The 23914-nt window shown below is 70.8% G+C and carries 19 protein-coding genes and 1 tRNA gene; 18 read left to right on the top strand and 2 right to left on the bottom strand.

The window, feature by feature from the left end:
- The first annotated feature begins 97 nt into the window (after positions 1–97).
- Positions 98–3724, top strand: a complete 3627-nt coding sequence (gene mfd / locus JOE53_RS08320) for a transcription-repair coupling factor (protein ID WP_271171041.1) — start codon at positions 98–100, stop codon at positions 3722–3724.
- A gap of 34 nt (positions 3725–3758) precedes the next feature.
- On the opposite strand, the gene JOE53_RS08315 is transcribed toward mfd, so the two are convergent.
- Positions 3759–5198, bottom strand: coding sequence for a basic amino acid/polyamine antiporter (locus tag JOE53_RS08315; RefSeq protein ID WP_204947386.1), 1440 nt, complete (start codon positions 5196–5198; stop codon positions 3759–3761).
- A 115-nt stretch (positions 5199–5313) separates the two neighbouring features.
- Between JOE53_RS08315 and JOE53_RS08310 the strand changes: the two genes are divergently transcribed.
- On the top strand, positions 5314–5913 hold the full coding sequence (locus JOE53_RS08310) for a gamma carbonic anhydrase family protein (protein WP_204947385.1): 600 nt from the start codon (positions 5314–5316) through the stop codon (positions 5911–5913).
- A gap of 30 nt (positions 5914–5943) precedes the next feature.
- On the opposite strand, the gene JOE53_RS08305 is transcribed toward JOE53_RS08310, so the two are convergent.
- The gene (locus JOE53_RS08305) at positions 5944–8616 is read right to left on the bottom strand and encodes a phosphoenolpyruvate carboxylase (RefSeq protein ID WP_061682938.1); all 2673 of its coding nucleotides are present in this window, start codon (positions 8614–8616) and stop codon (positions 5944–5946) included.
- A 180-nt stretch (positions 8617–8796) separates the two neighbouring features.
- Between JOE53_RS08305 and JOE53_RS08300 the strand changes: the two genes are divergently transcribed.
- The 16 genes from JOE53_RS08300 to JOE53_RS08225 all read left to right on the top strand — a co-directional run bounded on the left by JOE53_RS08300 (position 8797) and on the right by JOE53_RS08225 (position 23852).
- Positions 8797–9951 (top strand): Na+/H+ antiporter NhaA, encoded by a 1155-nt coding sequence (locus JOE53_RS08300; RefSeq protein WP_204947384.1) that lies wholly within the window; start codon positions 8797–8799, stop codon positions 9949–9951.
- Positions 9915–10655: a nucleoside triphosphate pyrophosphohydrolase gene (locus JOE53_RS08295; protein ID WP_005052518.1), complete on the top strand. Its 741-nt coding sequence runs from the start codon at positions 9915–9917 to the stop codon at positions 10653–10655. Before JOE53_RS08300 ends, JOE53_RS08295 begins: the two co-directional genes overlap by 37 nt.
- Before the next feature lie 31 nt (positions 10656–10686).
- Positions 10687–11958 (top strand): histidine--tRNA ligase, encoded by a 1272-nt coding sequence (locus tag JOE53_RS08290; RefSeq protein WP_061683026.1) that lies wholly within the window; start codon positions 10687–10689, stop codon positions 11956–11958.
- 173 nt (positions 11959–12131) lie between these two features.
- Positions 12132–12581: an MFS transporter gene (locus tag JOE53_RS08285; protein WP_325168493.1), complete on the top strand. Its 450-nt coding sequence runs from the start codon at positions 12132–12134 to the stop codon at positions 12579–12581.
- Positions 12582–12711: 130 nt separating this feature from the next.
- A complete protein-coding gene (locus JOE53_RS08280; protein WP_036284805.1) occupies positions 12712–13494 on the top strand; it encodes an SGNH/GDSL hydrolase family protein in 783 nt (260 codons plus the stop codon).
- Between the two features lie 72 nt (positions 13495–13566).
- On the top strand, positions 13567–13932 hold the full coding sequence (locus JOE53_RS08275; RefSeq protein ID WP_061682935.1) for a GntR family transcriptional regulator: 366 nt from the start codon (positions 13567–13569) through the stop codon (positions 13930–13932).
- The gene (locus tag JOE53_RS08270) at positions 13929–14936 is read left to right on the top strand and encodes a DUF1648 domain-containing protein (protein ID WP_061682934.1); all 1008 of its coding nucleotides are present in this window, start codon (positions 13929–13931) and stop codon (positions 14934–14936) included. The genes JOE53_RS08275 and JOE53_RS08270 overlap by 4 nt, the downstream gene beginning before the upstream one ends.
- A 43-nt stretch (positions 14937–14979) precedes the next feature.
- A complete protein-coding gene (locus JOE53_RS08265) occupies positions 14980–15648 on the top strand; it encodes an O-methyltransferase (protein ID WP_036284813.1) in 669 nt (222 codons plus the stop codon).
- A 109-nt stretch (positions 15649–15757) separates the two neighbouring features.
- Positions 15758–17038 (top strand): phosphopyruvate hydratase, encoded by a 1281-nt coding sequence (eno, locus tag JOE53_RS08260; RefSeq protein ID WP_204947383.1) that lies wholly within the window; start codon positions 15758–15760, stop codon positions 17036–17038.
- A gap of 72 nt (positions 17039–17110) precedes the next feature.
- Entirely contained in the window at positions 17111–17638 is a 528-nt protein-coding gene (locus JOE53_RS08255) for an FtsB family cell division protein (protein ID WP_005052540.1), read from the top strand.
- Between the two features lie 86 nt (positions 17639–17724).
- Positions 17725–18195: a DUF501 domain-containing protein gene (locus tag JOE53_RS08250; RefSeq protein WP_061683025.1), complete on the top strand. Its 471-nt coding sequence runs from the start codon at positions 17725–17727 to the stop codon at positions 18193–18195.
- Positions 18192–19556 (top strand): S8 family peptidase, encoded by a 1365-nt coding sequence (locus tag JOE53_RS08245; RefSeq protein WP_082784293.1) that lies wholly within the window; start codon positions 18192–18194, stop codon positions 19554–19556. The genes JOE53_RS08250 and JOE53_RS08245 overlap by 4 nt, the downstream gene beginning before the upstream one ends.
- A gap of 20 nt (positions 19557–19576) precedes the next feature.
- On the top strand, positions 19577–21046 hold the full coding sequence (locus JOE53_RS08240) for an NAD(P)/FAD-dependent oxidoreductase (protein WP_373876952.1): 1470 nt from the start codon (positions 19577–19579) through the stop codon (positions 21044–21046).
- Between the two features lie 83 nt (positions 21047–21129).
- A tRNA-Leu gene (locus JOE53_RS08235) sits at positions 21130–21202 on the top strand.
- A 107-nt stretch (positions 21203–21309) separates the two neighbouring features.
- The gene (locus JOE53_RS08230; RefSeq protein WP_204947382.1) at positions 21310–22542 is read left to right on the top strand and encodes an alanine racemase; all 1233 of its coding nucleotides are present in this window, start codon (positions 21310–21312) and stop codon (positions 22540–22542) included.
- Positions 22539–23852 (top strand): D-arabinono-1,4-lactone oxidase, encoded by a 1314-nt coding sequence (locus tag JOE53_RS08225; RefSeq protein WP_204947381.1) that lies wholly within the window; start codon positions 22539–22541, stop codon positions 23850–23852. Before JOE53_RS08230 ends, JOE53_RS08225 begins: the two co-directional genes overlap by 4 nt.
- Positions 23853–23914 lie beyond the last annotated feature (62 nt).

The following is a 23914-nucleotide window of genomic DNA, read 5'->3' as shown; positions in this document are numbered from 1 at the left end:
GACAACCCCGGTGAGAGCAGGAGCCACATCGTGGCGCACCCCTCACGCGGGGCCGGCGGGCGAAGCGCGTGTCGGTGGGGCGCCGTAGACTCGTTCGGTGACAGTTTCCGGGATCGTTCGCGCCCTCCTTCAGGCGGACGTGGTCCGCGATTCGGTCGAGTCGGCGCTGTCAGACGCCGATTTCTCGATGATTCCGGGGCTGGACGCGCCGCTGCTGGCCGCGCTGCTGGATCGTCGGCGCGCGGCGGGTCTGCCGGGCGTGCTGTTGGCCGTGGCTCCCACGGGGCGCCGGGCGGAGGCGCTCGGGGCGGCGTTGTCCGACGTCATCCCGGATGCCGAGGTGCTGCACTTTCCGGCCTGGGAGACGCTTCCGCACGAGCGGCTGAGCCCCTCGCCCGAGACGGTCGGACGCCGCCTGGCTCTGCTGCGTGCCGTCGCGAGCTGGGACGGACGACGCCCGCTTGTCGTGACCGCCTCCGTGCGCAGCGCCCTTCAGCCCCTCGCGGCCGGACTCACCGACGCGGGTGTCATCGCACTGTCGGTGGGCGGACGCGGATACGACCTCGATGGCGTCACGCGCCGCCTCGTGGATCTGGCCTACCACCGGGTCGACATGGTATCCCGCCGCGGCGAGTTCGCCGTTCGCGGCGGCATCCTCGACGTCTTCCCGCCGGCGGCCGACCATCCGTATCGGGTCGAGTTCTTCGGCGACGAGATCGATCAGATCCGCGCGTTCTCCGTCGCCGACCAGCGCTCTCTGCCCGGAGAGATGACAGACATCACCCTCCTGCCCAGCCGCGAGCTGCTGTTGACGCCCGAGGTCCGGGAGCGCGCGGCGGCGCTGCGCGAGCGCTTCCCCGGTCTGCGAAGCATGCTGGAGAAGATGAGCGAGGGGATCCCCGTGGAGGGAATGGAATCCCTCCTGCCCGTGCTCGCCGACGCCGTGGTGCCGCTCATCGACTACCTGCCCACCGGCGCCGCGGTCGCTCTCGTCGATCCGGAGCGCGCCGTCGGCCGCGCCATGACGCTCGGGGAGACCAACCGGGAGTTCCTGGAGGCCGCGTGGAGCGCCGCCGTCGCCGGCGCCGACACCCCCGTCGACCTGGGCTCCGGCGACTTCCTGACCCTGCCGGAGTTGCAGGCCGCGACATCGGCCCGCTCCGGCGTGTGGTGGACGTTCAGCGGCTTCGATTCGGGTGAGGCGGATGCCGCGGCCGACCTCGCCGGTCTCGCCTCGGCACTCCGCAGCGATGTCGTCCGTGTTCCCGGCTCGGCGGTGCCGTCCTTCCAGGGCAACGTCGACGGCGCGACCGCGCACGTCGCACGGCTGCTCGCCGAGGGGTGGCGTGTCGTGGTCGCGGCCTCGGGTGTGGGACTGGTCGATCGCGCCCGCGACGTGCTCACCGAGCGGGGCATCGCCGCGCGCAGCGTCGACGGGCTCCACGATGCTCCGGAAGCGGGCGTCGCCGTCACGGTCGTCGGAGCGTTGGAGAGCGGCTTCGAGCAGCCCGAGGCGCGACTGGCCGTGCTCACCGAGGCGGAGTTCTACGGCCGCACGATCGGCGCCGACAGCCGGGTCGTGAAGAAGCTCGCCTCCCGTCGCCGCAACGTCGTCGACCCGCTGCAGCTGAAGGCGGGCGACATCGTCGTGCACGCCACCCACGGCATCGGCCGCTTCGTCGAGCTGGTGCAGCGCGAGGTCTCCAGCGGCGGCCGCAACGCGGTCAAGACCACACGCGAGTACCTCGTGCTCGAGTACGCGCCCTCCAAGCGCGGGCACCCCGGCGACAAGCTCTTCGTCCCCACCGACCAGCTCGATCTGCTGAGCAAGTACGTCGGCGGCGAGGCGCCCACGCTGTCGAAGATGGGCGGCAGCGACTGGGCGGCGGCCAAGGGCAGGGCGCGCAAGGCCGTCCGCGACATCGCCGTGGAGCTCGTCAAGCTGTATTCGGCGCGCATGGCCGCCAAGGGGTACGCCTTCGGTCCCGACACGCCCTGGCAGCGCGAGCTGGAGGAGGCGTTCCCGTTCGCAGAGACGCCCGACCAGCTGCAGACGATCGAGGAGATCAAGGCCGACATGGAGCGGCCGATCCCGATGGACCGCCTTCTGTCGGGGGACGTCGGCTTCGGTAAGACCGAGGTCGCCGTGCGGGCCGCGTTCAAGGCGATCCAGGACGGCAAGCAGGTCGCGATGCTGGTCCCCACGACACTGCTCGTCAAACAGCACCTCGACACGTTCACCGAGCGGTTCGCGGGCTTTCCCGTGAAGGTGCGTCCGCTCTCGCGGTTCCAGTCCGACAAGGAGGCACGAGAGATCGTCGCAGGGCTCCTCGAGGGCAGCGTCGACATGGTCATCGGCACCCACCGCATCCTCACCGAGAAGGTCGCCTTCAAAGACCTCGGGCTCATGATCATCGACGAGGAGCAGCGGTTCGGCGTCGAGCACAAGGATGCGCTGAAGAAGCTGAAGACGAACGTCGACATCCTCGCGATGAGCGCGACCCCCATCCCGCGCACGCTCGAGATGGCCGTCACCGGCATCCGCGAGATGTCGACGCTGCAGACGCCGCCCGAGGACCGGCATCCGATCCTCTCCTACGTCGGGCCCCGCAGCGACAAGCAGATCGCCGCGGCGATCCGCCGGGAGCTGTTGCGCGAGGGGCAGATCTTCTACGTCCACAATCGCGTGCAGTCGATTCAACGCGTCGCCGCCCAGCTCGCCGAACTGGTACCCGAGGCGCGGATCGCCGTCGCCCACGGTCAGATGGGCGAGCACGCACTCGAAGAGGTCGTGGACGGGTTCTGGGAACGGCGTTTCGACGTGCTCGTCTCGACGACCATCATCGAGACCGGCCTGGACATCTCCAACGCCAACACGATCATCATCGACCGCGCCGACAAGTACGGCCTCAGCCAGCTCCACCAGCTGCGCGGGCGCGTCGGCCGGGGCCGGGAGCGTGCGTACGCGTACTTCCTCTACGACGAGATGAAGCCGCTGTCGGAGACCGCGGCCGATCGCCTGGAGACCATCGCCGTCAACAACGACCTCGGCAGCGGCATGCAGGTTGCCCTCAAGGACCTCGAGCTGCGCGGTGCCGGCAATCTCCTGGGCGCCGAGCAGGCCGGCCACATCGCCGGCGTCGGCTTCGACCTCTACCTGCGCATGATCGGCGAAGCGGTCGCGACGTTCCGCGGCGACGAGGTGGACGGGCCGACCGAGCTGCGCCTGGAGCTGCCGATCGACGCGCGTCTGCCCGAGAGCTACATCGACAGTGAGCGGTTGCGTCTGGAGGCGTACCAGAAGCTCTCCGCAGCGGCCTCGCCCGATGCGCGCACGCGCGGCGGGGATGCCGGGTCCTCGACCGACCCGATCGACCTCCTGATCGAGGAGCTCACCGACCGCTACGGCACGCCGCCGCGCGAAGTCGACGGGCTCGTCGCCATCGCGCGCCTGCGCCGTCGCGCCGCCGTCGCGGGCCTCAGCGACGTCGTCGCGATGGGGCCGAACCTGCGGGTCGTGCCGGGACCGGCATCCGATTCTCTGCGCGTGCGGCTGCAGCGGCTCTATCCGAAGTCGAAGGTGCTGGCGGGCGGCGAGGCGATGATCGTTCCGCTGCCGACGGCGGCGGGGGAGCCGCTCGGCGACGGCGATCTCATCGCCTGGGTCGCTCAGCTCATCGACCAGCTCTACCCGCTCCCGGTCGCGGAGGCCGTCGACGCGTGAGCGCGCTCTCGGGCCCTCCGCCGGTGGCCCGCGCTCAGACGGTGATCGTCCCGAGCGCCAGCAGCACGGCGGCAGCGATCGCCGCCGCGCCCGCGACGGCGAAGACGACCCCCTCCCAGGGGGTGAACACGCGCTCGTCGTTCCGACGTCGGGCGAGGGCGAACAGCAGGCTCCCGGGGACGAGCACGAGCGTCGCGAGCAGCAGGTACTGGCCGCCCGCCGCCGCCAGGAGGAAGATCGTGTACCCCGTGGCGCAGACGGCGACCACGACCGCGCCGGCGACGCGCAGCGACGGCGCCGACCGGGCATCGGCGAGCGCGACGCGCAGGCCGTAGCCCGCCGTCAGCACGTAGGGGATGAGCGCGAACGCACTCGTCAGGCTGAGGGCGACGTTGAACGCGTTCGTCGAGAAGAGCACCACGATCAGGAGCACCTGCACGAGCAAGGTGGACATCGTGAGCGCGCCGACGGGGACGTCTCGGTCGTTGGTGCGGGCGAACACCGGGGGCAGGTCGCCGTCGCGTGCGGCGACGAGCAGGACCTCCGCGGCCATCAGCGTCCAGGAGAGGTACGCCCCGAGCACCGCGACGATCAGGGAGACACCGACGAACCCGGCTCCCCACGGCCCGACGACCTCGGCCAGCACCCCGGCCATGGAGGGCTGCGCCAGCGCCGCGATGCGCTCGCGCGGCAGGATTCCGAACGACACGATCGTGACCGACAGGAAGATCGCCAGGACGCTGACGAATCCCAGCACCGTCGCCCGTCCCACATCGCGCCGACGGCGGGCATGCCGGGAGTAGGCGCTGGCGCCCTCCACCCCGATGAAGGCGAACACCGTCACGAGGAGGGTCCCGCGCACCTGGTCGTACAGCGGCAGGTCGGCGGGGCCGGAGATGTTCGCCGCGAAGACGGCGGGGTCGAACGCGAACAGGCAGAGGAAGACGAACGCGACGATCGGCAGCACCTTGGCGACGCTCACGATGCGGTTCACGGCGGCGGCCTCGCGCGTGCCGCGGCGCACGAGGAGGAAGAACACCCAGAGGCCGGCCGACGAGACCGCGACGGCTACGGGCGTGTCGCCCCCGGCGACGGCGGGAACGACCGCGCCCACCGTCGACATGATGAACACCCAGTAGAAGACATTGCCCGCGCACGCGCTCGCCCAGTAGCCGAACGCGGAGAGGAACCCCAGATAGCGCCCGAAACCGGCGCGCGCGTAGGAGTAGACCCCGGCATCCAGCTCGGGGCGCCGGGCGGCGAGGCGCTGGAAGACGAGCGCCAGCATGAACATCCCCGTGCCCGCCACGGCCCACGCGACGAGGGAGCCGACGACGCCGGTCTGCGCCGAGAACGTGCCGGGCAGCGAGAAGACACCCGCGCCCACCATCGAGCCGATGACGAACGTCGACAGGGTGAGGGTCGAGACGGTCGCGGGTGCGGGCGCGGACCGGGCGACGACGGAATCTGACACAGCGGAACTCTCCGGCCGCGGACACGGTCGGCGCGGCCTGTAACACCCTAACGGCGGTGCGCCGGGCCTCGACGTCGCCCCTCGCGCGTCCTAGGGTGAGGGCGGGAGGACGATCATGCAGTTCGAACACCTCGGGGTGCGCCCCCGTATCCATCCCGACGTGGTGATCGCGCCGACCGCGGTGATCTCGGGGGATGTCGAGATCGGTGCCGGATGCCAGATCCTGCACGGCGCGGTGCTGACGGCCGAGGGTGGGCCGATCACGCTCGGGCCGCACGTCATCGTGATGGAGAACGCCCTGATCCGGGCGAGCGCCGCTCATCGCGTGCACATCGGCTCGCACGTCCTCGTCGGGCCCACCGCGAGCATCTCGGGTGCGACGGTGGGCGACGAGGTTTTCCTCGCCACCGGGGTCCGCGTCTTCAACGGCGCCCGCATCGGCGATCGCGCCGAGGTGCGCATCGGTGCGATCGTGCACCTGCGCACGGTCGTGCCGCCGGATGCCGTGGTGCCGATCGGATGGGTCGCCGTGGGCGATCCCGCTCAGATGCTGTCGCCCGATCGTCACGAGGAGATCTGGGCGTTGCAGAAGGAGCTGGACTTCCCGGGGTTCGTCTTCGGTCTGGATCGGGAGACGCCCGATCTCATGGTCCAGCTCACCGAGCGCTACGGCGCGGCGCTCGCGCGCCACGCAGACGACCGCCGCGTGGACTGAGCCCCCGCGGCGATCGTCATCGGGGCGCGATCACCCCGTGTTCTGCAGTCCGGCAGAGACGCCGGAGACGCTCAGCAGCAGCAGACGTTGCCACTGCGGCAGGTCGGCCTCGTCGTGCTCGCCCGTGCGGAGCGTCCGCAGGGCACGCAGCTGGAGCAGCGAGAGCGCATCGACGTACGGGCTGCGCATCTTGACGGCGCGCTGCAGGACGGGCTTGTTCGACAGGAGCTCGTCACCCCCGACGATGCGGACGACCCAGTCGCCGGTGAGCTGCAGCTCCTCCACGACGAGGTCGGCCAGATCCGCGCGGTCACCGAGGTCGAGGTAGCGGCGCGCGATGCGACCGTCGGCCTTCGCGAGGCTCATGCCGACGTTGTCGATGACGGTGCGAAACAGCGGCCACTCGGCGTACGCCCGACGCAGCAGGTCGACATCTCCGACGGCCTCCAGCGCGGAGCCCAGGCCGAACCAGCCGGCCAGGTTGATGCGGGCCTGCGACCATGCGAAGACCCAGGGGATGGCGCGAAGGTCTTCGAGGGACTCGACCGACAGGCCGCGTCGAGCGGGACGTGAGCCCAGCGCCAGCAGACCGATCTCCTCCATCGGCGTCACGGTCGCGAACCACGACGCGAATCCATCGGCCTTGACCAGCGAGAAGAACCGCGCACGCGAAGCGGCATCCATCGTCGCCGCGACCTCGGCGTAGCGCTCGGCGGCGGCGCTGTTGCGCTTTTCGATCGACGGAGCGGAAGCGAGCAGGACGGCGGCGGCGACCTGGTCGATGTGACGCATCGCGATGTTGGGGTCGCCGTAGCGCGCGAAGATCACCTCGCCCTGTTCGGTGAGCTTGAATCGTCCGTCGACCGAGTGCGGAGGCTGCGCCAGGATGGCCGAGTTGGCCGGTCCGCCGCCGCGACCGAGCGCGCCGCCGCGTCCGTGGAAGAGGGTGAGGTGGATGCCGGACTCCTTGGCCCACGCGGCGATCTTCGCCTGTGCCTCGTAGAGCGCGAGGTTGGCGGCGACGGGGCCGACGTCCTTCGAGGAGTCCGAGTAGCCGAGCATGACCTCGAGGCGCCGGTCGGTGGCTTCCAGCCGTGCGGCGAACTGCGGGTGATGGACGATCTCGGCCATGATGCCGGGCGCGGCCTGCAGATCGGCGAAGGTCTCGAACAGCGGAATCACGTCGAGGACCGGAACGGTGCCCCCGGGCCCGACCGCCAGGCGCGCGAGCTCGTGCACGGCGGCGAGGTCGGCGGCGGACTGCGTGAACGAGACGATGTAGCGGCCGGCGGCGCGCGGTCCGTAGCGGTTCTGGATCTGCGCGATCGTGCGGAAGACCTCGAGGACCTCCTCCGCCTGCGTGCTCAGCGGCTCACCGCTGGCAGCTTCGGCGAGCACCTTGGCGTGGACGGCGGAGTGCTGGCGCACCTCGAGTTCGGCGAGGTGGAAGCCGAACGTCTCCACCTGCCACAGCAGCTGCTGGAGGTGTCCGTACGCCTGGCGCGGGGCACCCGCATCGACGAGGGACTGCTGGACGGTGCGCAGATCGGCCAGCAGCGCGTCGGGGTCGCGATACGCGAGATCGGCGTCGCGCTTGCGCGTGGCGGTGATCCGGCGGGCGATCAGCAGCATCGTGCGCTTGTGCGGCTCGACCTTGGCGCGCTTGGCGGCATCCGCGGCACCGTCCTCGTCGGCGTCCGCCAGACGCTGCAGCAGGCCGAGCAGCTCCGCGGTGGGCGGGGTCGTGTCCTCGGACAGCGTGAGCGTCTTGGCGATCCGCACGGCGGAGCGCTCCAGGCCCAGCAGGATATGCTCCGCACCGATCGACGCGGCCTTCTTCGTGACGGCCGCGGTCACGAACGGGTTGCCGTCGCGGTCGCCGCCCACCCACGTGCCGAGGCGGACGAAGGGACGGATGACGGGTGCCCGGCCGCCGGCAGCGGGTCCCTGCAGCGCATCGTCGACGCGCCGGTAGACGTGAGGGACGGCCGTGTAGAGAGTCTCGTCGAAGACCGCCATGATGGCACGCACCTCGTCGACCGGCGTCGGCTTCTCCGCCCGCAGCGGCGCCGTGCGCCAGAGCGTGTCGATCTCCTCCAGCATGCGCCGCTCCGCACGCCGCTCGTCCGCGCCGCCGTCGAGCGAGGCATCGCGCTCGGTGAGCAGAGTCACCAGACGTCGGATGCTGGTGGACACCGCGCGACGGCGCGCCTCGGTGGGATGCGCCGTGAACACGGGGTGAAAGCGCATCGCCTGCAGACGGGCGAGGGCGGTGTCGTCGCCGACCTCCGCCGCCAGGCGCACGAAGGCCGCGGCCACCGAGTCGGCCGCGTCCTCTCGCTCAGGGCGCCCGTCGCGCTCGCGCAGGACACGCACACGCTGGTGCTCCTCGGCGAGGTTGACGAGATGGAAGTAGACCGTGAACGCACGGGCGACCTCGTCGGCGCGCTCCACGGAGAAGGACTCGGCGATCTGCGCCGCCCGCTCGAAGGCCTCCGCTGACTCATCGCCGTACGCGGCGATGGTGGCCAGGCGCAGTCGCTCCACGTCGTCGTAGAGCCCTGGGGAGCCGCTTTCGCGCAGGACACGACCGAGCAGAGCGCCGAGCATCCGCACGTCGGCACGGAGGCGCTCCGGCAGTTCGTTCTCGGCCTCATCGCGGCCGACGAGGTCGATCGCTTCGGTTCGGGTGAGTTCGCGCATGAGACCACGGTAATGGCACGGTGTTTCACATTTGTCACGGGGTAGGCTGACAGGGCGGGGTGACGACGTTTTATGACACCCCGACTGCGACGCGACGGCTCCGTATGCTCTGCGCGTCGTCGGACGGTGTGCCGGGAAGCCTGGTCGGCAAGTCCCGTTCGTCGACCCTCCGGAGTGACCGTGTCCTTGTTGCGATCTGCCCGCTTTCCCGCCGTTCTGCTTCTCGTCGCCGCCTCGATCGGCCTGGTGCTGGCCAATAGCGCGGCTGCGCCGATCGCCTTCGCCGTCGCCGACGACGCGCACATCGGCATTCCGGGTGTCATCGATCTGTCCGTGCGCCACTGGATCTCCGACGGCCTGCTCGCCGTCTTCTTCTTCGTCGCCGCGGTCGAACTGCAGTTCGAGCTGACGAGCGGTCAGCTGGCCTCCCCGCGACGCGCCGTGCTGCCCGCCATCGCCGCGGCCGGCGGCGTGATCGTGCCCGTGGTGCTGTATGTTCTGATCGCCGGCGGGGAGGCGACCAGCGCCGGATGGCCCATTCCCACAGCCACCGACATCGCCTTCGCGCTGGGAGTGCTCGCCGTCTTCGGTCGAGGTCTGCCCTCCGGAGTGCGTATCTTCCTCCTTGCGCTGGCCATCTTGGACGACATCGTCGGGATCGTCTTCATCGCGGTGCTGTTCACGGCCGACGTCGACTTCGCCATGATGCTGCTCGCGCTGGTGTTCGTCGTCGTTTTCGCCGCCTGCAGCCGGCTCCTCGACACCCGTGCCCGTCCTGTCGCCGTCGTCGGTCTCGTCGCGAGCGCGATCGGCACCTGGTACGCGGTGCACGAGTCGGGCGTGCATGCGACCATCGCCGGGGTCGTCCTCGGGCTGACGATGGCCCAGCAGCCCGCCTTGCGGGCTCGTCACGCCATCGAACCGTGGGTCAACGCGATCGTGCTGCCGCTGTTCGCGCTGTGCGCAGCCCTCGTCGCGATTCCCGCTGTGTCTGCCGGAGAGCTCTCGCCGGCCTTCTGGGGCGTTCTGGTCGCCCTGCCCGTCGGCAAGATCATCGGCATCGCCGTGGCGGGTGCCCTGGCGCAGCACCTCCTGCGGGTTCCGAAGACCGACCGGCTCGCCGGCGGCGACCTCGTCGCGGCGGGCGCCCTCGGCGGTATCGGCTTCACCGTGTCGCTGCTGCTCAGCGAGCTGGCGTTCTCCGGGGCTCCCGACATCCGCGATCAGGCCACTCTCGGCGTGCTCGCCGGATCGGCGATCTCGCTCGTGATCGCCGGGATCCTCGTATCGTGGCGGGCATGGCATCATCGACGCCGGAACACGGCGACCGTCTGAGTCCGATCGATCCTGCGCCGATCGCCCCCCGCACCGACGCCCTCCGACGCGCCGCCGACGTCATGGCGGCGGTACGGGAGCGATGTGTCTGGTCGGCGCGCATCACGCATGAGGATCTCGTGCCGTACCTCGTGGAAGAGTCGGCCGAACTGATCGACGCGGTCGAGGCGGGAACGCGCGCGGACCTTCGCGAAGAGCTCGGCGATCTGCTCTGGCAAGTGCTGTTCCACGCCACGGTGGCCGCGGACGCGACGGAGGATCCGTTCGACATCGACGACGTCGCCGACGCGCTTGCCGACAAGATGATCCGGCGGCATCCGCACGTGTTCGGGGATGCCGTCGCCACCACTCCCGAAGAGGTGCTCGTCCACTGGAATGCCGCGAAGTCCGCCGAAAAGCGCGACCGGCGATCCGTGCTCGACGGGGTCTCGGCCCACATGCCCTCCCTCGCGCTGGCGCAGAAGCTGCTGGGCCGCGCCGCCGCGCTCCCGTTGTCGTCGTCTCGCACGCCCGGTGGGCAGGACCGGGGGCCCGTGGGCGCCCAGAGCGAGGAGGAGCTGGGGGAGGCGCTGCTCGGGCTCGTGTCGCTCGCGCAGGAGCGTGGGTGGGATGCCGAGCGGGCGCTTCGGGTCAGGATCCGAGGCCTGGAGGACGAGGTGAGGGCCGTCGAGGCCTCGTCGGCATCCGACGACCTGGAAGAATGATCGCGTGGCATCCGTGAACCCGCCGCGCGGAATGCGCGACTTCCTCCCCGCCGACAAGACCCGTCGCGAGCGCGTGCTCGCCGTCATCCGTGAGCGCTACCGCGCGCACGGGTTCGATGAGATCGAGACCCCGGTGATGGAGGACTACGACCGGCTCCACGCGGGCATCGGCGGCGACAATGAGAAGCTCGCTTTCAACGTCCTCAAGCGGGGACTGGATGCCGACGCGATCCGCGCCGCAGCCGACGACGCGGCCGCACTCAGCGACCTCGGCCTGCGTTACGACCTGACCGTGCCCCTGGCGCGCTTCTATGCGACGCACCGCGCCGAGCTGCCGTCGGTCTTCCGGGCCATCCAGATGGCGCCGGTGTGGCGTGCCGAACGGCCGCAGAAGGGCCGCTATCGCCAGTTCGTGCAGTGCGACATCGACATCATCGGTGACGCGACGGGCCGCGCCGAGGCGGAGCTTCTGGTTGCGAGCCTCGATGCGCTCGATGCGCTTGGCCTGGTCGGCGGCAGCATCCGCATCAACGACCGCCGCGTGCTCGACTGGATGCTCGGCAGCTTCGGTTTCGCCGCGGAGGAGCGTGCCGGCGTACTCATCACCATCGACAAGCTGGACAAGATCGGTGCCGAGGGCGTCGCCGCCGAGCTTCGTGAGCGGGGTGCCACGCCGAACGCCGTCGACGCCTTCGACGCCTTCCTGCGTCGACCGCGGACGCGTGAGTACCGTCCGTACGGGGAGGGGCACATCCTGAAGGCGCTGCCCGAGGGGGCGCCCGCCGACATCGTGGCCGACCTCGTGGTGATCGGCGCGGCGGTGTCGGCGGCCCGCGCGGTCTCTGCGGACGACGCGCAGGGCGCGCCGCTCGTGTTCGATCCGTTCCTCGTGCGCGGGATGGGGTACTACACCGGCACCATCTTCGAGCTCGCCCACCCGAGCGTCACGTACTCGCTCGGCGGGGGCGGTCGCTACGACGGGATGATCGGACGCTTCCTGGGCCAGCAGGTGCCGGCGGTCGGGTTCTCCCTCGGCTTCGAGCGCATCGTCGACCTCCTGGAGGATGCCGACGACGCGGGCATGTCGACCATCGTCCTCGTGCACGAGCGCGACGTGCCGGTGGGTGAGCTCCTCGCGCTCAAGGCCGCACTGGTCGCCGAGGGGGCGCGGGTGCGTGTGGAGCAGCGCACGAAGAACCTGAAGGCGCTGCTGGAGCGTGCTGCCGCCGACGGGTATTCGTCCTTCGCGACGGTGGCGGCGGGTCAAGCGCGGGAGGCGCTGGAGATCAAGCCGCTCGGCTGAGACGGCGCGGGGGTCGATCCGGACAGCACCGGCTCCTCGGCGGCGTAGCGGGCGAGCACGTCGAGTCGGCGCGCCGTCGCCGCATCCTGCGGGCGGAACCAGACCACTCGCTGTCCGCCGGCCTCGGGTACGACTCCCTGACGGCGGGGCTGCTCCTGCTGCCGTTCGCGGTCGTGTTCGCGGTCGTATCTCTCTCGCTCGTGCCGATCCAACGCCGGCTCGGCGTGCGCACTCTCGTCTGGGGCGTGGCGCTGCAACTGATCGCCCTCGTCGGGTTCCTCCTCGTTTCGTTCATCGCGTGGGGGCCGTCGCTGATCCGGTGGGCCCAGCCTGCGCTCGTGCTGCTCGGCGCGGGGCAGGCGCTCGTGTTCTCGCCGCTGGCCCAGGCGGTGGTTCGGGAGGTCCCCGTCGAGGCGGCGGGTCTGTCGGGCGGCATGTTCAGCACCGTCCAGCAGCTCGCGCTCTCGCCCGGCGTCATCGCGATCGGGGCCGTCACGACGGCGACCGGGTGGAGCGGGCGCGAGGAGGTGGTGGCGGGCTTCGTGCTGGACGCCGTCCTCGCCTGCAGCGTTCTCGCGGTCGCGCTCGTCCTCACGGCAGCGGCCGGGCGCGGGCATCGCTGAGCCCGGCGTCCGTGGCAGGGCACGGCCCGTCACCTTCCGTCCACCCGACGGGAGCGTGTCGTTCACCCGGGGGGAGTGTGATCTGTCCGTGGCATCGCGTTCGCACCGTCGGCGTGCTCTCCGCCCGCGCGTGGCGACGAGCGCGGCGCTCGCCGGCGCGGTCGTGGCCGGTGCGTTCGCCGCGCGGAGCGTGCTGACGCGTCAGGCCGCCCTCGCGCGGCTGCGCATCGGCAAGCCGCTCGGCGAGAGCGCGGTGGAGGCCGACCGCGTGTGGCGGCCGAAGCTCGCCGGCGCGCCGCTCGAGCTGCTGGTTCTGGGTGACTCGATCGCGGCCGGCCTCGGCGCGCAGCGGCCCAAAGACGTCCTGGGGGCGCGGCTGTCCAAGGGCCTCGCCGACTTCCTGCATCGGCCGGTGCGCCTTCGCACCGTCGCGGTGGTGGGTGCCGAGTCGAAGGATCTCGCGGACCAGCTCGATCGCCTTCCCCCGGACTATCGGGCGGATGCCGCGGTCATCATCGTCGGAGGCAACGACGTGACGCATCGCACGCCGGTCTCGCAGGCGGCGGGTGATCTCGAGGCGGCCGTGCGGCGCCTGGGCGACGCAGGTGCGTCCGTCGTCGTCGGCACCTGTCCCGATCTGGGGGCGTTGCGACCCGTGCCCCAGCCCCTGCGGGCGCTGGGGGCTCAGGCCTCGCGACAGCTCGCCCACGCGCAGGCCGTTGCGGCCCGCCGGGCCGGAGCCCGCGTCGTCTCACTTCGCCGGGCTGTCGGTGCGATGTTCATCGAGAACCCCGACGACATGTTCAGCGTCGATCGCTTCCACCCCAGCGCACTCGGCTACCGGCGCACGGCGGATGCGCTGCTCCCGGAGATCGTCGCGGCGCTCGCCCAGGGCGTGCGCGCTCGGGGGTAGTCGGGGGGCCGTCGCGATTCTTCCCTACGCAAACTGTTCTATTTGTCATAGAATTGTTGTCGGGAGGCCGATATGCTGATCCGCACCGACGCGACGAGCGACGTGCCGCTGTTCGCACAGATCGCGGCATCCGTCCGGGCGGATGCCGTCGCACGTCGCCTCCGCCCCGGTGATCGCCTGCCCTCGGCCCGCGAGGTGGCGTCGGCCCTCGGCATCAACCTGCACACGGTGCTCCACGCCTATCAGCAGCTGCGGGACGAGGGGCTCGTCTCGATGCATCGTGGTCGCGGAGCCGTCGTGACGGCGGCGGCGGACCGTCTGGCTGAGCTGCAGCCCGACATCGCCGACATCGTCGCCCGCGCCCGCGAGCGCGGGCTGTCCCGGCAGGCACTCGCCGCCCTGATCCACCACACGTCCGACCCCGAGGAGTCACCATGACCACGCCACGACCGCGCGCCGTCTCCCGCTTCGTCCTCGTCGCCGTCGCGGTCCCGGTCGTCGTCATCGCGGGCGCCGTGCTGCTGCAGCTCGGCGCCCGCGATGCGCTGCCCGACCCGATCGCGATCCACTGGGGCGCGGACGGCGCGCCCGACGGGTTCGGCGCGCCGTGGGTGACGGTGTTGGCGACCGTGCTGGTGGGTCTCGGTGTGCCCCTGCTGATCGCGGCATCCGCTGTGAACGGGCTGCGCCGGGGCGATCGCGGCCCGACCTATCGGCTGATGGGCGCCCTCGCGGCGGCGATGTCGGCCGGCGCGGGCGTGCTGATGACGTCGTCGGTGCTGATCCAGCGCGGGCTGGCCGATGCCGCTGCCGGGCCGTCCCTGCTGCCGTGGCTCGTCCTGGCCGGTCTCATCGCGATCGGCGTCGGTGTCGCCGGCTGGCTGGTCCAGCCCGATGAGCGTCTGCCGGCGACGGGGAGCATCGCGACGATGGATCCGCCCTTGACCGACGGGGAGCGGGCGGTGTGGTTGCGCAGCGTCCACCTCGCGCGGGCGGGAGTGGTCGTGCTGTGTGCGGCGTGGGCTCTGCTGGTCGTTGTCGCCGTGATCACCCTCACGGTCCGCGCCGGCGCGACGGTCGCGACGATCCTCGCCCTCCTCATCGCCGTGATGGCCGCCGTCATCGCTGCGACCGCGGTCTTCCACGTCCGTGTCGACGAGACGGGGCTGACCGTGACCTCCGCGACGGGCTTCCCTCGGTTCCACGTTCCCGTCGCCGAGATCGAGCGGGTCGAAGTCGTCGAGGTCAGCCCGATGGGGGAGTACGGCGGCTGGGGTCTGCGTTGGGCGCCGGGCGGAGGCTTCGGCGTCGTGCTGCGTGCCGGAGCGGGGATCCGCGTCCACCGCACCGGTGGCAAGGTCTTCACCGTGACCGTCGACGACGCCGAGACGGGTGCGGCGCTGCTGTCGGCCGAGCGCGAACGCACCGAGCGCGAGCGATGAACCCGCCGTTGACCCCTCCGCGCCGAGCGGGTTTGCTGGGTGCATGACGGACCTCTCCCTCGCTGCGGCCCACGCGGTCGACCGCTATCTCGTCGATGCGCTGATCGGCGCGGATGCCATGCTCGACGCTGCCGTCGCCGACCAGCGCGCGGCCGGCATGCCCGCCATCGAGGTGGCGCCCACCGGCGGCAAGCTCCTGTGGCTGCTCGCCCGGGTCAGCGGCGCCCGCCGCGTGCTCGAGATCGGGACGCTGGGCGGGTATTCGACCATCTGGCTGGCCCGCGGCATCCCCGACGAGGGCCGTGTCGTGACGATCGAGGCGGAGCCGCGCCACGCCGACGTGGCGCGCGCGAGCATCGACCGTGCGGGAGTGGGGGAGCGCGTCGAGATCCGCATCGGACGCGGTGCGGAGGTGCTGCCCACCCTGGCGGAGGAGGCCCCGTTCGATCTCGTGTTCATCGACGCCGACAAGGAATCCAACACGGTGTACCTGGACTGGGCGGCGCGACTGGGCCGGCCCGGCACTCTCGTCGTCATCGACAACGTGGTCCGGGGCGGCCGAGTGGCGGATGCCGAGGACGAGAACCCTCAGGTGCGCGGCGTGCGTGCAGGGTTGGAGATGCTTCGAGACGATCCGCGCTTCACGGCGACGGCGCTGCAGACGCTCGACGCGAAGGGCTGGGACGGGATCGCGCTCGCGCTGGTCGTTTGATCCGGTGCCCGACGTATGGCGGCGGTACCCGGGTCACTAGACTCAAACGCGGAGCGGGAACACACCCGTGACGCTCCGAGATTTATCCTCCACAAGCAAGGAGTCCCCTGTGGCACTGATCGAGGCTGTAGGCGCACGCGAGATCCTGGATTCGCGTGGCAACCCGACCGTCGAAGTGGAGGTGCTGCTCGACGATGGCATCGTCCAGCGCGCGGCCGTCCCCTCCGGCGCGTCCACCGGCGCCTTCGAGGCGTACGAGCTGCGCGACGGCGACAAGAACCGGTACGGCGGGAAGGGCGTCCTGAAGGCGGTCACCGCCGTCATCGATGAGCTCGGCCCGGCCATCGAGGGCGTCGAGGCGAGCGAGCAGCGCGTCATCGACGAGATCCTCATCGCCACCGACGGCACGGAGAACAAGTCGCGCACGGGCGCCAACGCCATCCTCGGCGTCTCGCTCGCGGTGGCCAAGGCGGCGGCCGACAGCGCCGACCTGCCGCTGTTCCGCTACCTCGGCGGACCGAACGCGCACGTCCTGCCCGTGCCGCTGTTCAACGTCATCAACGGCGGCGAGCACGCGGACAACGGCATCGACTTCCAGGAGTACTTCCTCGCGCCCATCGGTGCGGAGACCTACGGCGAGTCCCTCCGCTGGGGCACCGAGGTCTACCACGTCCTCAAGGGCGAGCTGAAGGCCGCCGGCTACAACACCGGCCTCGGCGACGAGGGCGGCTTCGCGCCCGACCTGCCCAGCAACCGCGAGGGCCTCGACTTCCTCATCAAGGCGATCGAGAAGGCCGGCTTCACGCCCGGCAAGGACGTCGCCGTCGGTCTGGATGTCGCCGCGACCGAGTTCTACAAGGACGGCGTGTACACGGTCGAGGGCAAGGCCTGGTCGGCCGAGAAGCTGACCGACTACTTCGCCGACCTCGTCGCCAACTACCCGGTCGTCACGATCGAGGACGCCCTCGCCGAGGACGACTGGGAGGCCTGGAAGCACCTCACCGATGCCATCGGCTCGAAGGTCCAGCTCGTCGGTGACGACCTGTTCGTGACCAACCCGGTGCGCCTGCAGAAGGGCATCGACCTCGGTGTCGCGAACGCTCTGCTCGTGAAGGTCAACCAGATCGGCACGCTGTCCGAGACGCTCGACGCGATCTCGCTGGCCACCCAGAACGGCTACCGCTCGATGCTGTCGCACCGCTCCGGTGAGACCGAGGACACGACCATCGCCGACCTGGCCGTCGCGGTCAACGCGGGTCAGATCAAGACCGGCGCGCCCGCCCGCAGCGAGCGCGTCGCGAAGTACAACCAGCTGCTGCGCATCGAGGAGGAACTCGGCGACGCCGCGGTCTTCGCCGGTCGCGGCGCGTTCCCGCGCTTCAAGGCCTGAGGGTGCTGGAGATTCGCTGAGCGATTCGGGGCGCCTCCCGTCGCACGTCCGCGTGCCACGTAGGCTGGTCCCATGACGAGAGAGGGAGCCGTGCGCACTGCGCCGGCTCCCTCTTCCGCGTCCCGCACGTCGGGCGGACGCCGGGGGTCGGGCCGTGTGGACGTGCGCGCCTGGGCCGGCGGCATCCGCTTCTCGGCCTTCACCGCGATCATGCTGGGCCTGGTCGTGTTGGCCGTCTTCACGCTGGTGCCCACCGTCGGCACGTATCTCGGCCAGCGTCAGCAGATCGCGGCGCTGGCGCACTCGGTTCAGGTGAGCGAAGCGGATGTGGCGACCCTTCAGCAGCAGAAGGACCGTTGGAACGACCCTGCGTACGTGACCTCCCAGGCGCGGGAGCGACTGTATTACGTACGACCGGGCGAGGTCGTCTATCTCGTCGACAACGATCTGCCCGCCACCGCGATGCCCCCGACGCAGGCCGCCGTGAGCGCTCAGGTGCAGGAGACCCGCACCGACTGGATGGCGCAGCTGGTGCGCTCGGTCGCCGGGGCAGGTCTGGCTCAGACGGCGGCGGTGCCCCCGGCCGCGCCCGCCGGCTGATCCAGCGGTCGGTCAGCGCGCCCCGGTACCCTTGACGGGTGCCGCATCCCCCTCTCAGCCCCGCTTCCGCCGCCGACCTCGAGGCCATGCGGTCCCAGTTGGGGCGTCCGATGCGTGGCGTCGTCGGCATCGCCGCGCGTTGCGCCTGCGGCAACCCGACGGTTGTCGCCACAGAACCGCGGCTTCCCGACGGCACACCGTTTCCCACGTTCTACTACCTCACCCATCCCGGGGCGACGGCCGCGATGTCGGCATTGGAGGCGAACCAGGTGATGCCCGAGCTGGCCGCCCTGCTCGCCGACGATGAGGACGTCGCCGCCGCGTATCTGGCGGCGCACGAGGCGTACCTGTCCGATCGAGCGGTCTACGGCGACGTGCCGGAGATCGCCGGCATCTCCGCGGGCGGGATGCCGACGCGGGTGAAGTGTCTGCATGCCCTGGCGGGGCACGCGTTGGCCGCCGGAGCCGGCGTGAACCCGATCGGCGACCTCGCGCTCGCGCGCGCCGAGTGGTCGCCCGAGCGCTGCACGTGCGCCCACCCGCGGAGCGCGGTGTGAGCGCTCGGCGGCGGCGTGTCGTCGCCGTCGTCGCGGCCGTGCTGATCGCGCTGGGCGGGCAGCTGGCGGCGGGTGCGGCGAGCATTCCCGCGGTCGCCGTCGCCGCTGGCGACCCTGCCCCGACGGCTCCCGCCGGGCCGTCGGCCCTCGCCGCGACGGCACCTCCGCCGGGAACGGGCGATCCCGCCCGCGCGGCGGAGTACTGGCTCGACGAGTACGGCATCCGGCAGGCGTGGCAGACCACCCGCGGCAAGGGGGTGACGATCGCGGTCATCGATACGGGCATCGGGCGTTCTCCGGTGGAGTTCTCCGGTGCGGTCGTCGGGGGAGCGGACTTCTCCGGAGCGGGGTCGTCGGACGGGCGCACCCCGGTCGGGGCTGTCGATGCCAACCACGGCAGCTGGGTGGCCTCGTTGGCGGCCGCCCGCGGAACCGGTGCCGACACTGGGATGATCGGCGTCGCCCCCGAGGCGAATCTGCTCTCGCTGTCGATCGGATTCGGCGCGGCATCCTCGGTGCCGTTCGTGCAGCAGGTCGCCGATGCGATGAAGTGGGCCGTCGATCACGGCGCCGACATCATCAACCTCTCGTTCACGACGAACACCCTGACCTGGGACCCGTCCTGGGACGATGCCTTCCAATACGCGTTCGAGCACGACGTCGTGGTCGTGGTGGCCGCCGGAAACAAGGGCAGCGGTACCGAAGAGGTGGGCGCGCCGGCGACCATCCCCGGGGTGCTGACCGTCGGCGGTGTCAACCGTGCCGGCACTGCCAGCGAACAGGCTTCGACGCAGGGCATCACCATCGGCATTTCCGCGCCGAGCGAGCAGCTGCTCGGTGTCTCCGCCGACGGGCAGCTCGTCGTCTGGGACGGGACCAGCGGGGCCGCGCCCATCGTGGCCGGCATCGCGGCGCTCGTGCGTTCGGCTCACCCCGACCTGGACGCCGACAACGTCATCAACCGCATCATCAAGACGGCGCGGCCCGCCGCCGCGGCGACCAAGGTGCCCGACGAGAAGTACGGCTACGGGCTCATCGATGCGAACGCCGCGGTGAGCGCGTCGGTCGCAAGCGTCGACAGCAACCCGATGGGAAGTCTGTCCGACTGGATCCGGCTGTACCGTCGCGCCGACGCCGGTCCCCAGCCCACCCCGACCTCCTCGCCCGTCACCATCGAACAGCTGCCGGCGGCCGAGACGCTCGACCGGCGTTCTCCGCTGCTGCCCAGCGTCGAGACCCTCCTCTACGGAACCGTGCCGCTCGTGGGGGTGACCCTGACGGCTATACTGGTCGCGCTCGGTGTCACTGCTGCTGCCCGGCGCATCAGATCGGAGCGCGCACCTCGTACTCCGAGCCGTTGATTCAAGGAGTGCTTCCACCTGTGACTCACACAGAGACCAGCACGGCTGCGCGTGCCGTGCCCAAGATCCTCATCGTCGGTGGCGGTTACGCCGGCTTCTACACGGCGTGGAAGCTCGAGAAGCACCTGCGCAAGGGTGAGGCCGAGGTCACGATCGTCGACCCGCTGCCGTACATGACGTATCAGCCCTTCCTGCCCGAGGTCGCGGCCGGTGAGATCGAAGCTCGTCACGTCGTCGTGGGCCTGCGTCGGCACCTGAAGAAGACGCGTGTCGTCACCGCCAAGGTCACCGGCATCGACCACGCCACCCGCACGGCCACCATCACGCCGGCCGTGGGCGACGCGTGGCAGGAGAGCTACGACCAGATCGTGGTGACCGCCGGTGCTGTCTCGCGCACCTTCCCGATCCTCGGCATCGCCGAGAACGCGATCGGCCTGAAGACGATCGAGGAGGCCGTCGCCGTCCGCGACCGCATCCTCACAAACTTCGACCGTGCGGCCAACCTCCCCGCCGGTCCCGAACGCGACCGCCTTCTGACCGTCGTGGTCGTCGGCGGTGGCTTCGCGGGCATCGAGGTGTTCGCGGAGACCCGCGCTCTCGCCTCTTCGCTGCTGAAGGACTACCCGCAGCTGCGCTTCGAGGACACCCACTTCCACCTCGTCGAAGCGATGGGGCGCATCATGCCCGAGGTGTCGCTGAAGACGAGCGAGTGGGTGCTCAAGGACCTCGCCAAGCGGGGCGCCAACGTGCACCTCGACACCCAGGTCACCGGCGCCGTGGACGGCAACGTCGAGCTCTCGACCGGCGAGGTCATCCCGACCGATCTCATCATCTGGACCGCCGGCGTCATGGCCAACCCCACCGTCGTGCGGGGCAGCGACCTGCCGGTGGAGGAACGCGGCCGCATCCGCACCCGTGCCGACCTGCGTGTCGGAACGGCGGACGAGGTCGTCGAGGGCGCGTGGGCGGCCGGTGACGTATCCGCCGTCCCGGACCTCACGGGCAAGGGCGTCGGCGGCTATTGCGTGCCCAACGCGCAGCACGCCGTCCGTCAGGCCAAGCTGCTCGCGAAGAACCTGGTGGCCGTCCTCCGCGACGAGCTGCCCCGCGAGTACATCCATCACAACCTCGGTGCCGTCGCCGGCCTGGGACTGTACAACGGTGTCTTCCAGTCGCGAAACATTGCGCTCAAGGGCTTCATCGCGTGGTGCGCGCACCGCGGCTACCACGGTCTGGCCATGCCCTCGTGGGAGCGCAAGTGGCGCGTGATCGGCGACTGGTGGCACAACTTCTGGCTCCGCCGCGACAACGTGTCGCTGCAGACCGTCCAGAACCCGCGCTACGTGTTCGAGGAGTTCGCCTCGCGTCCGCGCCCGGCGGCGCCGGCTGCTGCCCCGGCGGCACCGGCGATCGACCCGAAGTCGGTCGCTGCCGAGAAGACCGGTGCGGCCGAGCCCAAGGTCGAGGAGAAGGCCACCGCCGCCAGCTGAACCGCGGTTCGCGCGTCATGAACCCCCACCCGCCCCGGCGGTGTGGGGGTTTCGTGCGTGTGGCGTCGCTACCCTGGTAGCGGGCCCCCGTAGCCCAATGGCAGAGGCAGGCGACTTAAAATCGCTTCAGTGTCGGTTCGAGTCCGTCCGGGGGTACTCCCGCCGATGCGCGTCAGCCGGCCGAAAGATCCCTCGAGTTCCACTGCGGATGACACCCCGTGTCATCTAGGCTGGTGCCCTCACGAGCGAAAGAGCCCGAACCGATGAGCCTGGACCTCCTGAGCCTTCCCCCTGCCACCGGCCCGGGCTGGGATGAGCCGGCGGCGTTCTGGACGGCACGATCGGCCGCGGTCTCGGCAGTGGCCGGACCCGTGGCCGCCATCGACCTCGATGCGCTCCGGTTCAACGCGATGGATCTCGTGGTCCGCTCCGCGGGTGTGCCGATCCGCGTGGCCAGCAAGTCGATCCGCGTCCGTGAGGTCCTGGACGCCACCCTCGCGATCGGGGGTTACCGCGGCATCCTCGCCTTCACGCTTCCTGAGGCGCTCTGGCTCGCGCGCGAGCATGACGACATCGTGCTCGGATACCCGAGCGTGGACCGCGCGGCGTTGGAGCAGCTCGTCGGCGACGACGATCTCGCGCACCGGATCACGCTGATGGTCGACGATCCCGCCCAGCTGGATGCGGTGGATGCCGTCGCCGCTCCCGCCTCTCGCGCACGCATCCGTGTCGCGATCGATGCGGACGCATCGTGGCGGGCACCCGTGCTGGGCCACATCGGCGTGCGTCGCTCGCCTGTGCACGAACCGGCGGAAGTCGTGCGGCTTGCGCGCTCCATCGTCGCCCGTCCCGGTTTCGAGCTGGTCGGCCTGATGATGTACGAGGCACAGATCGCCGGACAACCCGACCACACCGGTTCCGGCGACGGTGTCATCCGCTGGATGCAGCACCAATCACGGGACGAGCTCGTCGCCCGGCGGGGAGCGATCGTGGCGGGGCTGCGTGAGATCACGCACCTGGAGTTCGTCAACGGCGGCGGCACCGGCTCATTGGAGTACACGGCAGCCGACCCGGCCGTCACCGAGACGACGGCCGGCAGCGGGCTGCTCGCCGGTCACCTGTTCGACGGCTACCGCGCTTTCATGCCGGCGCCCGCCGCAGCCTTCGCGCTCGAGGTCGTGCGCAAGCCGCTCGAGGACATCGCCGTCGTCCTGGGAGGCGGATGGATCGCGTCGGGCCCGCCCGTCGCCTCTCGCCAGCCCCGCCCGGTGTGGCCGACCGGGCTCAAGACCCTCGCGCGGGAGGGCGCCGGGGAGGTGCAGACGCCCCTGCAGGGCGAGTCGGCGCGCCGCCTTCGCGTGGGCGACAGGGTCTGGTTCCGCCACGCGAAGAGCGGTGAGCTGTCCGAGCGCGTCGACCGCTACCAGCTCACCCTCGGCGAGAGCCTCGTCGGCGAAGCCGCCACCTACCGCGGCGAAGGGAAGAGCTTCCTGTGACACGGCCCGGCGGCACATGGCAGAACTGGGCGCGCACCGAGAGCGTGCGCCCGCAGCTGGTGGAGTACCCCACGACGATCGAGGCGGTGCGCCGTTCCGCGCGCTCGGCCGGCGCTCGCGGGCGCGCGCTGAAGGCTGTCGGCGCCGGACACAGCTTCACCGGGATCGCGGCGGCGCCGGGAACCCTGCTGGATCTGAGCGAGCTGAGCGGCGTGATCGCCGTCGATCGCGAGCGCGGGCGTGTGCGCCTGCTGGCCGGCACGCGACTGCACCGCATTCCGGCGCTGCTCGCGCCCCACCGTCTCGCGATGGCGAACCTCGGCGACATCGATCGTCAAACCATCGCCGGAGCGCTCTCGACCGGCACCCATGGCACCGGTCTCGGTCACGGGGGACTGGCGACCCAGGTCGTGGGTGCCACGCTCGTCACGGCGGATGGAGAGCTGCTCACCGTCGGCGACGAGAACGAGCCCGAACTGCTGCCTGCCGTCGCGCTCGGTCTGGGCGCCCTCGGCATCCTCGTCGACGTGACGCTCCAATGCGTGCCGGCGTTCGCGCTCGGCGCACAGGAACAGCCCGAACCTCTCGACGCCGTCGTGGACGACCTCGATGCGCGCGTCCGCGGCGTCGACCACTTCGAGTTCTACTGGTTTCCGCACACCACTGTCGCCCTGACGAAGACGAACACCCGGATGCCGACAGATGCGCCGACGGCCCCGCTGTCGCCCCTGTCGCGCATGCTCGATGAGCGGATCGTGGGCAACGGCGTGCACCAACTGGTGTGCAGCGCCGGTCGGCTCGCCCCGCCGCTCGTGCCGGCGATCAACTGGCTGTCCGCCCGGGTGTGGGGGGATCGGCGGTTCTCCGATGCGTCGCATCGCGTGTTCACCACGCAGCGCAGCGTGCGCTTCCGTGAGATGGAGTACGCCGTGCCGCTGGACGAGCTGGCGTCGGCGTTTCGTGAGGTGCGCGACCTCGTGGACGCGTCGGGGTGGCGCATCGAGTTCCCGATCGAGGTGCGGGTGGCGCCCGCGGACGACCGGTGGCTCTCGACGGCCTACGCGCGTGACAGCGGCTACATCGCCGTGCATCGATACTGGCGCGCCGACCACCGTGCCTATTTCGCCGCCGTCGAGGAGATCATGCGCGCCCACGCCGGCCGGCCGCACTGGGGAAAGCTGCACACGCTCGATGCGGCGGCTCTGCGCGAGCGGTATCCGCGCTTCGACGACTTCCTGGCGCTGCGTGACCGCCTCGATCCGACGCGCATGTTCCGCAACGCCTATCTCGACCGCGTCCTCGGCGCGTGAGGGTCTGTCTCGCACCTGTGCAGATGGGGAACCGCTGGGAGTGCTGGCCGCGGCGGATGACG

It is taken from the genome of Microbacterium laevaniformans (genome assembly GCF_016907555.1).
Taxonomy (GTDB): Bacteria; Actinomycetota; Actinomycetes; order Actinomycetales; family Microbacteriaceae; genus Microbacterium; species Microbacterium laevaniformans.
Note: the sequence above shows the minus strand (reverse complement) of the source record. Positions and strands in the feature narration are given on the sequence as shown.

Bases quoted from the DNA above. Each gene is read 5' to 3' on its own strand.
- JOE53_RS08310 (WP_204947385.1), top strand. From the start codon at position 5,314: ATGCAGTTCGAACACCTCGGGGTGCGCCCCCGTATCCATCCCGACGTG.
- JOE53_RS08305 (WP_061682938.1), bottom strand. From the start codon at position 8,616: ATGCGCGAACTCACCCGAACCGAAGCGATCGACCTCGTCGGCCGCGAT.
- JOE53_RS08295 (WP_005052518.1), top strand. From the start codon at position 9,915: ATGGCATCATCGACGCCGGAACACGGCGACCGTCTGAGTCCGATCGAT.
- JOE53_RS08290 (WP_061683026.1), top strand. From the start codon at position 10,687: ATGCGCGACTTCCTCCCCGCCGACAAGACCCGTCGCGAGCGCGTGCTC.
- JOE53_RS08275 (WP_061682935.1), top strand. From the start codon at position 13,567: ATGCTGATCCGCACCGACGCGACGAGCGACGTGCCGCTGTTCGCACAG.
- JOE53_RS08270 (WP_061682934.1), top strand. From the start codon at position 13,929: ATGACCACGCCACGACCGCGCGCCGTCTCCCGCTTCGTCCTCGTCGCC.
- JOE53_RS08265 (WP_036284813.1), top strand. From the start codon at position 14,980: ATGACGGACCTCTCCCTCGCTGCGGCCCACGCGGTCGACCGCTATCTC.
- JOE53_RS08255 (WP_005052540.1), top strand. From the start codon at position 17,111: ATGACGAGAGAGGGAGCCGTGCGCACTGCGCCGGCTCCCTCTTCCGCG.
- JOE53_RS08250 (WP_061683025.1), top strand. From the start codon at position 17,725: ATGCGGTCCCAGTTGGGGCGTCCGATGCGTGGCGTCGTCGGCATCGCC.
- JOE53_RS08230 (WP_204947382.1), top strand. From the start codon at position 21,310: ATGAGCCTGGACCTCCTGAGCCTTCCCCCTGCCACCGGCCCGGGCTGG.